This is a genomic window from Paenibacillus sp. JT31N7 (assembly GCF_059692095.1).
In genome coordinates this window covers 307,592-320,728 of record NZ_JCAUAT010000005.1, presented here as the reverse complement: position 1 = coordinate 320,728, position 13,137 = coordinate 307,592, and the positions used below count along the sequence as shown (strand labels likewise).

Genomic DNA, 13,137 nt, shown 5'->3' with positions numbered 1-13,137 from the left:
AACATAAGAGGAGGATGACGAGTCATGATTATTATTCACGCGGCCATGCAGCTTCAGCCGGGTAAAGATGAGGTATTCCTGAAAGAGATTCTTCCGCTCGTGGAAGCTTCGAGAGGCGAGAACGGCAATGTTTCGTATGATTTGTACAAACATGCGGAAAAGGAGAATGCTTACACAATGGTGGAGGTCTGGAAAGATCAGCAGGCGGTTGCCAGCCATAATTCCAGCGCTCATTTCACGGCTTTTACCGGCAAAGCGGGCGAATTTCTCGCCGCACCGCTCGATGTGAAAGTTTACTCGGCCGAAGCGGTTAAGGCCTAGAAGATGCTGCAAAACAAGCTGTCGTCTGTAGTTTACAGACGGCGGCTTGTTCTTTTTACCGGGGATCAAACATTGCGGCGGTCCTGAAGATGGATTATCATCGGGTTTGTGCACAGCCTGTACACATACGCACATTCATAAGCAGGCGGCAAAGGAGAATCGCGTCATGACCGCAAAAGTTATCCACCATATCTGCATTCAGACGAACTGTTATGAACAATCTCTGGCATTTTACCGGGATGCGCTCGGCTTCGAAGTTGTACAGGAAACGCCCGATTTTCATACACGGGCTTATAATTCCTGGCTGCGGCTCGGCGAGTTCTATATCGAGCTGCAAACCGGCAAGGCGGGTGAAGAGCTTCAACCGGTGAATACGAGTTCGCGGGGAATCGTTCATTTTTGTTTATGGACCGGGGATCTTGAAGAAGAGGTGCGCCGTTTGAAGGATTCGGGAGCGGAATTCAGGCTCAAAAACGGCGGAGAAATATACACCGTCGAGAACGGGAAGCTGTGCAAGCTGATGGCGCCCGAAGGGACGATCATCGAACTGAGGGATACAAAAGGGCTCTGACCGGTGCGGCCGTTAACGGGGGACGCGCGGTGGACATGCGAAGGCTCACGCTGGCGGAGCCTTCGCGGTCGTCCGCGGGCCTGTATTTTGAACCGCCGGGTCGGATGCTTGCAAGGGGAAGCCGCCTCATCGCCGATGGTCCCTTCGATGGCGCCGCAGGCGGGCCGCCTCACGTCGGCGGTCCCTGCAATAGCGCCGGAGGCGGGTTACGCAAGGAGCCTTGCGGACAACGGATCTGGCGGCGAACGCGCCGCCCCGGAAAAAAGGAAAACCCGCAGAACACTTTGTCTGCGGGTTTTCTATTTTTTGTACGTGCCGGCCCTGATAGGGGCGGCGTTCGGTTCTTATTTTACTTCGACAATACGTCCTTCAACCTTCGGATTAACGGTTCCCTGCTTCATTAGGGCTTCTTCCACGACATCATAAAGCGTGAAGCCGGAGTTGAACACTTTCTTATCCTTCATCATGGCGTAGCCGTCACCGCCGGCCGCGATAAAGTCATTCGTAGCGAGCTTGTAGGTCTTGTCGGGATCAACCGGCTCGCCTTTCACTTTCAGCTCGACTACTCGTTCGCCTGCAGGCTTGCTGCGGTTGTAGGTGAACGTCATGCCGCCGATTTGCGGGAAGCGCCCTTCGCCGCTCTCCACTTTGCCGACTCCGTTTTCGAGTGCCGCTTTCAGCTCGCTGCCTTTGAGTTCCAGTACGACCAGGGTGTTCGGGAACGGGAGAACGTCGTACAGATTTTTCTTCGTGATGTCTCCGGCATTCACCTGGGTCCGGATACCGCCGCCGTTAATAAGCGCAACATCGGCTTCCTGTCCGCCGATCGTCTTGGTTTTGGCGAGCATGGCATCGGCGATCAGGTTGCCGAGATTGGTTTCCTTCGCGCGTACGAGGGTGCGTTCCCCGTCGAGCTGAACGTCGGTTTTGGCGATTTTCACATCAAGCTGTCCGTCTACACGGCCGACGATATCTTTCACCAGCTTCGCCATCTCGGCATCGGGCTCTACTTTCTCGTCGTACTCGATCAGGCCGCCGGTAAAGCCGACAAGCTCCTTGTTGTAATAGTACAAGTCCGCCCGGCCCATCGACTTGCCGTATTCCCAGTCCTGTACGATGTACGTGCCGTTCACGAGCTCCGGCTTCGTCAGCTGCGTATGAGAGTGGCCGCCGATGATCAGGTCGATGCCGGGCACCGTCTTGGCCATTTCGCGGTCGACTTCGATGCCGTTATGGCAAACGACGATGACGTGATCGACTTTCTTTTTCAGCTCGGGCACAAGCTGCTTCGCTACTTCGATCGGGTCCTTGAACTCCAGCGCTTTCACGTTGTCCGGATGAGTCACGATAGGTGTGTCTGCGGTAGTAAAGCCGAGGATGGCGAATTTTTTGCCGCCGATTTCGGCATAATGTACCGGCTGGAGCAGCTCCGTGCCGTCTTCTTTTTTGAACACGTTGGAAGAAATGATCGGGTGATCGACCATGCCTTTGAGCTTGAGCAGCTGCTCGTAGCCGAAGTCGAATTCATGGTTGCCCGCCGCCTGCGCGTCGTAATTGAGGTAGTTCAGAAGCGGCACGATGGACTCGCCTTTGAACAGGTTGGCGAAAACGGTCCCTTGGAAAGTGTCGCCCGCATCCATCAGCATGAAATTAGGGTTTTCCGCCCGCATTTCTTTAACGAGTGTTGCGATTTTGGCGTAGCCGAACTCTTTCAGGGATTTGTTTTCTTCGATATGTCCGTGAACGTCGTTGGTATGTCCGATCGTAATATGTAGGGTGAGGGCTTGACCGAGCGCCTGCAGAAAATCTTTCCGGGATACGGAGTCGGCACCTGCCGTCAGTTTGACGTCATAGCCGGCTTTTTTGGCGATTTCGGTAACGGCTGCGGCGTTTAGAACGGCGTCCGGCTTAGTTGCTTCCGTTTCGCTCAGGAGTCCCTGCTTTTTGGCCCAGGACAGGGAAGCCGAAGCCCAGTGGGAAATCGAAGCATCCGCCGTCAGGGAAGCTCCTTTGGAACGGGCGAGAATAGTCGCAAGCTCCGCTGTCGAAACACTGCGGTCCAGTGCCAGGCCGCCGCCTTCGTAGCCTTCGATGATCGCTTTCTTTTGCATCCAGTCGGTATGAGTGATCTGTGGTGCAGTCTGGGCGTAAATCGACGTTGCCAGAATGGAAGAAATGATTGCGCTTACAGATATAGCCGAAACAAATTTGCCTTTGAACAAAAGAATTCCCCCTTAACAAAAGTAGACTCATTGTAACATGAGCCTTTCGGGGCAACAATAGAGGTATAGCGAACATAGTTTGTCAATTTGTGCACGGATGCCGCCGTAAACGCTCTCAAAAATGGTATAATGAAGAGAAGTGCTTATTGAATTCACGCTCATCTTCATTCATTTCCGGCCTGGATTGGATTGATTTTCATAATAGGATGTTTTATACTCAGGGAATGAAATGATGTCACTTTTATATTGAACATAATTTCATGATGCGAGGCAGGGAAAAGCCCCAATGGAAGATGAAAAGCTCAGAAAGATTATCGAGGTAGCCAAACTATACTACCAGCTGGACTATAATCAGAACCAGATCGCGCAAATGCTCGGCTTATCCCGTCCGACCGTGTCGCGTTTGCTGCAGCAGGCGAAGACAGAAGGAATCGTGAAGATTCATATCGCGGACCCTTCGGAAGATTGCGAAGCTCTTGCGGTTACCTTACGGGAGAAGTTCCATCTGAAAAAAGCGGTCGTCGCTTTCGTGCCGACTTACGACGACGAAATCGTCAAGAAATTTATCGGCGAGGCGGCCGCGCAGTACTTGATGACGACGGTCAAAGACAAAGATATCATCGGGGCTTCGTGGGGAACCACGATGTACCAGGTGGCGGCGAACCTCCAGCAGAAGGGGCTGACGGATTCGCGCGTCGTGCAGCTGAACGGGGGCGTGAGCCATGCGGACATTACGATCTCTCCGTCCGAAATCATCTATCTGTTCAGCCGGGCGTTTCATGTCACGCCGTATTTTCTCTATCTTCCGGCTATCGTCGATCACAGTCTGGTCAAGCAGGCGATTCAGTCCGACCGGCATATCCGCCGCGTGCTGGATCTCGGGAAGCTTGCCAATATCGCAATCTTTACGGTCGGGCTGCCGGATGCCGAATCGGTGCTGATCCAGTCCAATTACATGACCGAGGAAGATTTGGAGATTATTCAGAGTAGAGCCGTGGGCGACATTTGCTCCCGATATTTCGACGATAAAGGGCAGATCTGCCATACCAGCCTGAACGACCGCACCATCGGAATCGAGCTGGAAGATTTAAAGGAGAAAGAACAAGCGATTCTCGTAGCCGGCGGAATGGGAAAGGTAAACGCCATCTACGGCGCGCTCCGCGGCGGATATGCGAATACGCTTATAACCGACCAGATGACGGCCAAAGCGCTCATCGCCAAACATGACGGCGGGCAGACGGCAACAGCCTGACGGCGGGCCTGCAGGATACGCGGCGTGCCCCGGCCGAGCTGTCTTGTACCGTACCATACCAGGGGGACTTCATGAGATGACACAGACTAAACAGACTAACCACGTATCGCAGGCGGCTGCCTTTATTAAGGACAAGCTGACGTTCACGCCGCAGGTCGGCCTTATTCTCGGTTCGGGCCTAGGCGTTCTCGCCGATGAAATCGAGAATCCGGTCGTGATTCCTTATCACGAGATTCCCGGCTTCCCGGTATCGACGGTGGAAGGGCATGCCGGACGGCTCGTCTGCGGGATGCTTCAGGGCAAGCCGGTTGTCGCCATGCAGGGACGTTTTCACTATTACGAGGGATACGCCATGAATAAGGTCGTTTTTCCCGTATTCGTTATGAAGCAGCTCGGCGTAAAGACGCTTCTTCTGACCAATGCCGCAGGCGGAGTAGACGTAAGCCTGGAGCCGGGGGATCTCATGCTGATCTCCGATCACATCAACCTGATGGCGTCCAACCCGCTGATCGGACCCAACGACGCGCAGCTCGGTCCGCGTTTTCCGGATATGTCGGAGGCTTACTCGAAAAGGCTGCGCGAAAAGGTGCGCGAAACAGCCGGTTCGCTGAACATGAACCTGAAAGAAGGCGTATACGCGGGCCTCACGGGCCCTTCGTACGAAACGCCGGCCGAAATCCGCATGGTGCGTGCGCTCGGCGGAGACGCGGTAGGCATGTCCACCGTGCCGGAAGCTATCGCCGCAAGCTATGCGGGGCTGGAGGTGCTGGGCATCTCCTGCATTTCCAACATGGCCGCGGGCATCCTGGAGCAGCCGCTTTCCCATGCGGAAGTCATGGAGACGACTGAGATGGTGCGCGCTAACTTCGTGGCGCTGATCAAAGGCATCATCGGTCGCAGCGACCTGTAGCGGCAGTCCGGCCGCCTGCCCGGTACCCAATGAATCCTGGATATTGCCGTCCAGGGTTCTTTTTTTGCGCCCGGATAAGGGAGTGGAACGATTTGCAAGAAGGACGGCATAAAATAGAATAGACAGACATAAAATAAATTTCAAATTAATATTTACATATGTTCATATCATACCTATAATAGGTGTAATGTATTCGGGTTTCACAGATACTAGCCCTGACATAACGGGCTTCGATGCATTACCTTTTTCTACAACTTAGATAAGTCTGGAGAGATGGTTTTGAATACAGCTTATGTAAACGGTCACTTTTTTACGATAGATGAAAACAGCCGGCAGTACAAAAACGGAATGATGGTCGTCAGCGGCGACGCGATCGATTACATCGGCGCTCATTCCGGAGAGCGGCTGGCCGCGGCGGACCGGGTCGTCGATCTGGGCGGCAAATGGGTTATGCCCGGGCTCGTCAATGTCCACTCCCATATCGTGATGACCATCCTGCGGGGGATCGGCGACGATATGCTGCTGAAGCCTTGGCTGGAGACGAAGATCTGGCCGATGGAAGCAAAATTTACGCCGGAGATCGCGTCTGTCAGCACCCGGCTCGGCATTCTGGAGATGCTGAAGTCGGGTACGACGACCTTCTCGGATATGTTCAATCCGAACGGCATCGACCTGGACGGCATCATGCAGGAAATCGCCGATACGGGCATACGCGGCGCGTTCTCGCATACGATTTTCAGCCTGGGCACGGAGCGGCAGCAGCGGGATAACATCGCCAGCGCGGAGCGGTTCGCGAAACATTTCCGCACGTTCGCGGACGGACGTCTGACGACGATGGTTGCGCCCCACAGCCCGTATGCGTGCACGCCCGCGGCGCTGGAGGAAAGTGCGCGAATCGCGGCCGAGAACGGCCTTATGGTGCATATCCACGTGTCGGAGACGGATCTGGAGATCCGCGACATCGAGAGCCGCTACGGCGTGCGCCCCGTGGAGCACCTTCGCCGCCTCGGCCTGTTCGGCCAGCCGACCGTGATGGCCCACGGGGTCGTTCTTAACGATGAAGAAAGATCGATTCTTCATCAATACGATGTGCGGGTGGCCCATAATCCCATCAGCAACTTGAAGCTGGGATCGGGTGTGGCGGACGTTGCCGCGCTTCTCGATGCGGGAGTCAAGGTCGGCATCGCCACGGACAGCACGGCCTCCAACAACAACCTCGATATGTTCGAGGAGATGAGGACCGCGGCCCTGCTGCAGAAGGGGATCTACAAAGACGCGAGCAAGCTTCCCGCCGAAACAGTGCTGTCTCTGGCCACGCGCGTCGGTGCCGAGGCTATCGGCATGGGCCATACGGGATCGCTGGAGCCGGGGAAAAAGGCGGATTTTATCACCATCGATCCGTCGGATAAGCCGCACCTTCAGCCGCTGGAGCAGGCGTTTTCGCATCTGCTCTATGCCGCAAGCGGACGTGACGTCTGCGATGTGTATGTCGGCGGAGCGGCCGTTGTGCGCGGCGGAAGCTGCCTGACGATCGACGAAGAGAAGATCCTTGCGGAAGCCAACCGTTTACAGGCTGAGTTTCAATAAACCCGCTGCGCGGACTACGAAAAGCGGAAGCTATATTAATGAAGCAAGAATTTTAGACGCCCGGACGCGAAAGGGTTGAAAAGAGGCCCAATGCGTTCGGAGGCTGTGCGGTTGACCACGGTTATGCGCCGCGCACGCACTGCGCGCTGGCAGCGTGCTCGATGCGATAAGCGTTTAGCGGGCAGCGTCAGTTTTCATAATAGAACCTCAGTAACGATCGACCGGTTGAGCGAACGCACAGCCGGTACCCGTTATTTTTATTATCATAGAGAACGTTCAATTACGGTTATACCCGAGCTTGATTAAGCATCCGGTATAACGGGCGGGTCCGGGGCAGAGTGGAGGAATAGAAGTGATTCGGGGTCTTAACCGGTATTTTCAATTGGAAGCCCACGGGACGACGTGGAAAAGAGAGCTGATGGCGGGGCTCACCTCGTTCTTTACGAGTGCGTATATTATGCTCGTCAATCCCCTCATCCTGCAGGATACGGGAATGCCGCTGAGCGCGGGAGTACTTGCCACCATTGCGGCGACCATTATCGGCTGTCTGTTGATGGCCCTGTGGGCGAATGCGCCCATTATCGTCATCCCCGGCATGGGGCTGAACGCGTTCTTTACCTACACGATCGTCCAGTCGCTGGGACTTTCCTGGCAGCAGGCGCTTGCCGTTGTCGTCGTGTCGGGTGTCATTTTCCTGCTTGCGAGCGTGTCTTCATTCGGCAGCAAAATTTTATCGGCGGTGCCCGCGTCGCTGAAGCACGGGATTACCGCGGGGATCGGCCTCATGCTTACGTTTATCGGCCTGCAGAAAGGCCAGATCGTTCAGCCCGATTCCGTCAACTACGTGGCGCTCGGCAGCTTTACGAGTCCGGTTACGCTGGCGACGCTTATCGGGCTTGCGGTCACCTTTATGCTGTTTGTCCGCAACATAAAAGGAAGCCTGCTCATCGGGATCGGGTTTACGAGCGTCTTGACGCTCGGACTCGCAGGCAAAGGAGACCTGGCCGACAAAGCGGTCGATCTTAAGGCTTACGGGCAGGTTCTGGGAGCCGCCGATTTCAGCGTCATGCAGATTCCGTTCTGGATCGCGGTCTTTTCCATGACGATGATCGTCCTGTTCGAGAATATGGGGCTGCTCAGCGGGATGCTGCCGGACAAGCAAAAGTTCCCGAAAGCTTACCGGGTCGTGGCGGTGTCCACGATCGTATCCGGCTTTTTCGGGACCAGCCCGACCATCGCTTCCGCCGAAAGCACCTCCGGCATTTCCGAAGGCGGCCGGACAGGCATCCCTCCGCTCGTAACGGCGGTTCTGTTCCTGCTCTCCGCTCTGGCGCTGCCCGTCATCGGGCTGATTCCCGGCAACGCCGTCGCGCCGGTGCTCATTATCATCGGAGCGCTGATGATGATGAGCGTGAAGGACATTCCGTTCCACGATTTCTCGGAATATTTGCCCGCGTTTCTGATCGTGGTGTGTATTCCGCTGACGTCCAGCATCGCGGACGGCCTCGCTTTCGGCTTCATTGCGTATCCTCTGACGAAGGTGGCCATCGGCCAGTGGAGAAAATGCTCGCCTTTGCTGTATGCAATTGCCGCGCTCTTTGTTCTGAACTTCGTGGCTTCCGCTCTGTTCGTTCATTAAAAAGGGGAATCCGCACGGGGATGCAGCTCCCGGAGCCCGATAATCGGCGTCGCAAAACGGGCGGCCATCCACTAGAGTCCGAGTCGGGTACCTATGCTACGATATTAAGGTGAGTGACCTGGAAAGTTTCTCGCTTCAAGCGTCGATTGCCCCCGCAGCAATCGGCTTTTTATTTTGAACGACACATTTATTAGACTGGTTGATCAAATTGTCAATCTCTTGGGGCTTAGACAATGTTCGGCTATCCAAAATGGCATATTGAGCAACTAATAGACACAATAACTCACGTTCTCTTAGTATAAGATCAATTACGGTGAACCGTATCACAAATAGTGGTAAAGCGGAGAGTGGAGTTAATGGTGAGTTTAAAATAATATAATTATGCGAATTACAAAGTACCAGAGACGCTATATCCGGTCCTTTGTAATTCACAAACAATAATTAAGCTAACGGACGGAATTGTTAAAACAAGAAGAAAATGAAATAGGATAATTATGGTATACTTAAATGAAAAGAGATTTTATGAGGTTCGACGTTTTAAGTATTTATAGAGTCTATTACTAGGAAGTAGCAAGTGATTATTTGATAATTCGAGAAAGAAAAGATGAATTTGTAATAATACAGCAACATGATCATGCTTCTATTTTTGGAGATATAGCGAAGCATTTACGGGGAGAATTCTATATTGATAATAATATTGACGAACTAATAATAGTTGCCTATGAGCATGATCCTAGTTGGATTTCTCTGGATGATACAGCCTTGTGGAATGATCAGAAACATGTTCCTTATTCGTTTATGGATTATCCCTTATTACCTAAATTAGCCCTATATCAATTAGGGCTAGATGAAATCGAGAAGATCAGTAAGTATGCGTGTTTACTAAGTAGTTTACACTATTCATCTTTTTTTAAAGATGGGCTACAACCTGAATGTTTAGCGTTTCTAGAGAGAGAAAACTTACGGCAGAAGAGCATTTTAGATTCAATAAATGTAAATCAAGAAACAATATCATTACATCTTAGGATATTACAATTTTGTGATCGTTTATCGTTGTATGTTTGTTTGAATGAACCAGGAGTCGAAAAGAATGGAGAACACCTTTGGTATAGAGAAGGAATAAGGCACTCAGAGTTCTTTGATAATAAAGAAAAAAGTCTAATATTTACTAAATGGATTGATGAAGAGCAAATTAGTGTTAGTAATTTCCCTTTCGATAAAGAGTTTCAAACAAAGCTAAGATACAAGACTGTTTCTAAAGAATTAATAAAAAATCAGGGAATTGACAATGCTTACAAAAAAGTAGATTTCATGGATCATACAATAAAGTTTTGTAAGTAAGTGAGGTTGAAATAACAGGCAGTTTAAATAAAAAGAAATTAAAATCATTTAAGGGGAATACATTTATGTTTATGAGAATGGAATTGTTCGTTGAAAATTTAACTGAATCAGCAAAATTTTATAATTACGTGTTGGGTTTTACAAAAGAAAAAGAATCTGAAAGGTATATATCATTGAGGAATGGTAATGCCGTTATTGGTCTTGGTGCGATGACCCAACTTGGGGACAGTCATTACTTAAAACCCAAAACGGCATCGGAACGCAAGGGTGTTTGTGTTGAAATAGTATTAGAAGTTGATGAAATTGAAGAATATCTTAAAAGAATCGAAAATTGCAATTACCCGATTCATTCTGAATTAACCAAAAGACCGTGGGGGACAAAGGATTTCAGAATAATAGATCCTGATGGTTATTACATAAGGGTTACATCTAAAGGTTAAGACTACGCTAAAGAAGAACGATAATTCAAATAAACCACCGTACTCTGAGGTGGTTTATTTGTCGTAGGGAGCTTAGAGAACTTGTTGGACTGGAAATGGATCATTCCCCCGGACAACCGACGAAGCTCACGGATGAGCAACGCAGTCAATTGGGTGCCAGGCTGGAGCAAAAGACCCCAGCCGATGTAGGCTTTGAAGCGCGTTACACCTGGACGCTTCCGCTGGTAGCCGAGTGGATCAAACTGACGTTTGGCGTCACTATGAGTGTCCGTGGCGTCAGCGCGATGCTTAAACGAATGAACTTCAGTTTTACCAAAGCGACCTATTCGCTGGCCAAAGCCGATGCGGATGCCCAAGCATTATTTCGCAAATAACAAAGAAATCATTTTGGAAGCATTGATGAACTTTGACAGCTTGTTCGAAGATGCAACGAACGAAGAGAAACGGATGTTGCTTCGGGCGCTAATAAAGGAAATTCATGTTGAAGCTGATCGCAAGAGTATAAAAAACATCGTCTTCTGGTTTACGGAAGACGATGGAAAAGGTGTGTTCAATGCTTTACCAAAGCAAGAAGAGAGGGGAACCGTATCGCCGCTCATCCCGCATCCAACGACATCTAACAGATGAATCAAGAATATCAGAAGCCTGGTTCCATTAGAAAGATGGAAAGCAGGCTTCTTTTGTTGATCTTCTGTGAGTGAAATAGTTTGCAGATCTTCGTTTTCTTCATATTGTGAAAATGATTCTATAAGATTACGTTGCGTCAACATCAAGCTTACTTGTGCAAAGAATATTCTAATGATAAAAAACTTGAAAGTGACGTTGCGTCATCTTGTATAATCAAGCAAATGATGAGGCTCCTCTTAAGTTATGTTCATTAAGTCAGGGGAAAAGAGATTTATACAAAAGGGATGTGTAAAAATGAAACAAGGAGATATCATTATTTATGCATGTGTCATTATAGGAGCAGGAATTGGACTTATGTTGGATCAAGCATTTCCAGGAGTATTAGTCGGATTAGGATTGGGGTATCTAATCAAATCTGCTGTATATAAAGATAAAGAAAACTAGAATTGTCCATCGTTGGAGGTGTCAGCTTGATTCATATCAAAGAAGTAGCGAAACAAACTGAAATCACGGTCAGAACACTTCGGTACTATGATCAGATCGGATTATTGACGGCTTCATCCAAAACAGAAGGGGGACATCGTCTATATTCTGATGAGGAAATGAAGAAGCTTCAATATATCCAATTCTTCAAAGGAATGGGTTACAAGTTGCAATATATTAAAGATATATTATCTGACTCTAATTGGAATTGGTCGAACAGTTTGAAAAGCCAGTTAGCTTATATCCTTGAAGAACAGGAAAGATTAAGAGAAATAGAATCGTCTGTAAGGGAATTGATAAATGGGATTTCAGTCGAAGGCGGGGATGAATGGCTTGCGGTACAGAAACTTATTCATTTATCGAGTCAAAATAAAAAAAGATTGCTAACCTTTAAGGAAAATATGTTTAACGATAAGGAAATTAAGCTGTGGACAAAGCTCCCCAAAATGAAGGGAGAAGACCCTGATTCTCTGGAGTGGATTGCTTTGTTAGGTCAGATAAAACGATATACGAAAGATGATCCTGCTTCATCAAGAGTGCAAAACATAATACGCCGTATGCTGGAAAAACAAATGGAAGAATTCAAAGACGAAAACGAATTTATAAATAAATTATGGGATTTGAGGAAATCCTCAAAGCAATCTGAGAAACTCGGACTTTATCCTATAGATAAGGAAGTTCTTGATTTTATGGAACGAGCCTATGACATTCACATTTCTTGCCTACAGGACTATTCCTTCGAGCAAGGAGGAGAATCATGAGTCCGGAACTCCTTGTTTCGGTAGGGGGATTAGCCTTATTAGATACGCTGAGTCCTACAACATTAGGGGTGACGGTATATTTGCTGTTAACTGAAAAGGAGCGATTATGTTCACGCTTAATGATTTACTTAGTTACAGTAGCGGCATTTTATTTTTTGGTAGGTGTAACTTTCATGTTAGGCATGGATATGTTACTAGCTGTGTTCTCCTCTATCTTTCAAAATCGGATTGTGAGTTGGGTTACGCTGATCATTGGGGGAATTCTGTTTATAGCCAGCTTTTACTACCCAGAGAGTAAAAAAACGGATTTGCCAAGGTCGAAGTCCAAAAGTAAGACATCCATGATTGCACTCGGGTTTTCGACATCATTGATTGAAGTGGGTACAGCATTTCCATATTTTGCTGCGATTGGTCTTATGACAACCTCCAATTTAGCAGTTTTTCAGTGGCTCCCGATTTTAGCCGGTTATAATTTCATAATGGTACTTCCGCCATTAATTGTGTTTTCCTTGCATTTAATATTAGGGCGTGTGATGCAAAGACCATTGGAAAAGCTTCAAATCAAGATTTCAAAGTATTCAGGATCGGCTATTTCGTGGATCATGTGTATCGTTGGTCTGATTTTGATTTTTAATAGTTTGGATTATCTGTAAAGAATTTAATGTATTCAGCTTGCTATCTAAAGATGTTAAGCTAACGGGTTCGTTAGTTAAATAATAACAGCGGCAGTCTAAGACTTTATTATCAGGTCTTAGGTCGCCGCTGTTTCATAACAATCTACTTTTTCAATCAAAAGCTAAAGAAGAACTGTCATTTTTAGTAACAGCAGGACTACGCTCCGGGAGGTGCCGCGTCGATAGGGGAGGCACCAAAAAAAGCCTGACGATACTTGGTATCGCCAGGCTTTTTTGGCATGCGATGAAGCATCCGGACCCAGGCCCGGGCCGCGGAGCATAGAAGGCGTTGTCGATCGCACTCGGTGA

The 13,137-nt window shown here is 49.2% G+C and carries 14 protein-coding genes; 13 read left to right on the top strand and 1 reads right to left on the bottom strand.

From position 1 onward, the window contains the following. Positions 1-24: 24 nt before the first annotated feature. On the top strand, positions 25-321 hold the full coding sequence (locus tag AC58P5_RS21885) for a putative quinol monooxygenase (RefSeq protein ID WP_497390307.1): 297 nt from the start codon (positions 25-27) through the stop codon (positions 319-321). A gap of 166 nt (positions 322-487) precedes the next feature. Further along, a complete protein-coding gene (locus AC58P5_RS21880; protein ID WP_497390305.1) occupies positions 488-892 on the top strand; it encodes a VOC family protein in 405 nt (134 codons plus the stop codon). Positions 893-1,236: 344 nt separating this feature from the next. On the opposite strand, the gene AC58P5_RS21875 is transcribed toward AC58P5_RS21880, so the two are convergent. Continuing rightward, positions 1,237-3,114 (bottom strand): bifunctional metallophosphatase/5'-nucleotidase, encoded by a 1,878-nt coding sequence (locus AC58P5_RS21875; protein ID WP_497390303.1) that lies wholly within the window; start codon positions 3,112-3,114, stop codon positions 1,237-1,239. 286 nt (positions 3,115-3,400) lie between these two features. Between AC58P5_RS21875 and deoR the strand changes: the two genes are divergently transcribed. The 11 genes from deoR to AC58P5_RS21820 all read left to right on the top strand — a co-directional run bounded on the left by deoR (position 3,401) and on the right by AC58P5_RS21820 (position 12,807). Next, complete coding sequence (gene deoR / locus AC58P5_RS21870; protein WP_413006276.1) at positions 3,401-4,366, top strand: DNA-binding transcriptional repressor DeoR; 966 nt, start codon at positions 3,401-3,403, stop codon at positions 4,364-4,366. 76 nt (positions 4,367-4,442) lie between these two features. After that, complete coding sequence (locus AC58P5_RS21865) at positions 4,443-5,276, top strand: purine-nucleoside phosphorylase (RefSeq protein WP_497390301.1); 834 nt, start codon at positions 4,443-4,445, stop codon at positions 5,274-5,276. A 273-nt stretch (positions 5,277-5,549) separates the two neighbouring features. Continuing rightward, positions 5,550-6,863, top strand: a complete 1,314-nt coding sequence (locus AC58P5_RS21860) for an amidohydrolase family protein (RefSeq protein WP_497390299.1) — start codon at positions 5,550-5,552, stop codon at positions 6,861-6,863. Positions 6,864-7,215: 352 nt separating this feature from the next. Next, positions 7,216-8,502, top strand: coding sequence for an NCS2 family permease (locus AC58P5_RS21855; protein WP_497390297.1), 1,287 nt, complete (start codon positions 7,216-7,218; stop codon positions 8,500-8,502). Positions 8,503-9,084: 582 nt separating this feature from the next. Beyond that, positions 9,085-9,843, top strand: a complete 759-nt coding sequence (locus tag AC58P5_RS21850; RefSeq protein WP_497390295.1) for a DUF3891 family protein — start codon at positions 9,085-9,087, stop codon at positions 9,841-9,843. A gap of 65 nt (positions 9,844-9,908) precedes the next feature. Continuing rightward, a complete protein-coding gene (locus AC58P5_RS21845) occupies positions 9,909-10,283 on the top strand; it encodes a VOC family protein (RefSeq protein WP_497390293.1) in 375 nt (124 codons plus the stop codon). A 20-nt stretch (positions 10,284-10,303) separates the two neighbouring features. Then, positions 10,304-10,657, top strand: a complete 354-nt coding sequence (locus tag AC58P5_RS21840) for a winged helix-turn-helix domain-containing protein (protein ID WP_497390431.1) — start codon at positions 10,304-10,306, stop codon at positions 10,655-10,657. Between the two features lie 13 nt (positions 10,658-10,670). After that, positions 10,671-10,910 carry a hypothetical protein gene (locus tag AC58P5_RS21835; RefSeq protein WP_497390291.1) on the top strand — a complete coding sequence of 80 codons (240 nt, stop codon included), beginning with the start codon at positions 10,671-10,673 and terminating at the stop codon, positions 10,908-10,910. 294 nt (positions 10,911-11,204) lie between these two features. Further along, positions 11,205-11,354, top strand: coding sequence for a hypothetical protein (locus tag AC58P5_RS21830; RefSeq protein WP_497390289.1), 150 nt, complete (start codon positions 11,205-11,207; stop codon positions 11,352-11,354). A 26-nt stretch (positions 11,355-11,380) separates the two neighbouring features. Beyond that, entirely contained in the window at positions 11,381-12,154 is a 774-nt protein-coding gene (locus tag AC58P5_RS21825; RefSeq protein ID WP_497390287.1) for a MerR family transcriptional regulator, read from the top strand. Next, complete coding sequence (locus tag AC58P5_RS21820; RefSeq protein ID WP_497390285.1) at positions 12,151-12,807, top strand: GAP family protein; 657 nt, start codon at positions 12,151-12,153, stop codon at positions 12,805-12,807. The genes AC58P5_RS21825 and AC58P5_RS21820 overlap by 4 nt, the downstream gene beginning before the upstream one ends. The last annotated feature ends 330 nt before the right edge of the window (positions 12,808-13,137 follow it).

Coding starts and splice junctions, on each gene's coding strand:
- AC58P5_RS21885 (WP_497390307.1), top strand. CDS start 25: ATGATTATTATTCACGCGGCCATGCAGCTTCAGCCGGGTAAAGATGAG.
- AC58P5_RS21880 (WP_497390305.1), top strand. CDS start 488: ATGACCGCAAAAGTTATCCACCATATCTGCATTCAGACGAACTGTTAT.
- deoR (WP_413006276.1), top strand. CDS start 3,401: ATGGAAGATGAAAAGCTCAGAAAGATTATCGAGGTAGCCAAACTATAC.
- AC58P5_RS21865 (WP_497390301.1), top strand. CDS start 4,443: ATGACACAGACTAAACAGACTAACCACGTATCGCAGGCGGCTGCCTTT.
- AC58P5_RS21860 (WP_497390299.1), top strand. CDS start 5,550: ATGGTTTTGAATACAGCTTATGTAAACGGTCACTTTTTTACGATAGAT.
- AC58P5_RS21845 (WP_497390293.1), top strand. CDS start 9,909: ATGTTTATGAGAATGGAATTGTTCGTTGAAAATTTAACTGAATCAGCA.
- AC58P5_RS21830 (WP_497390289.1), top strand. CDS start 11,205: ATGAAACAAGGAGATATCATTATTTATGCATGTGTCATTATAGGAGCA.
- AC58P5_RS21820 (WP_497390285.1), top strand. CDS start 12,151: ATGAGTCCGGAACTCCTTGTTTCGGTAGGGGGATTAGCCTTATTAGAT.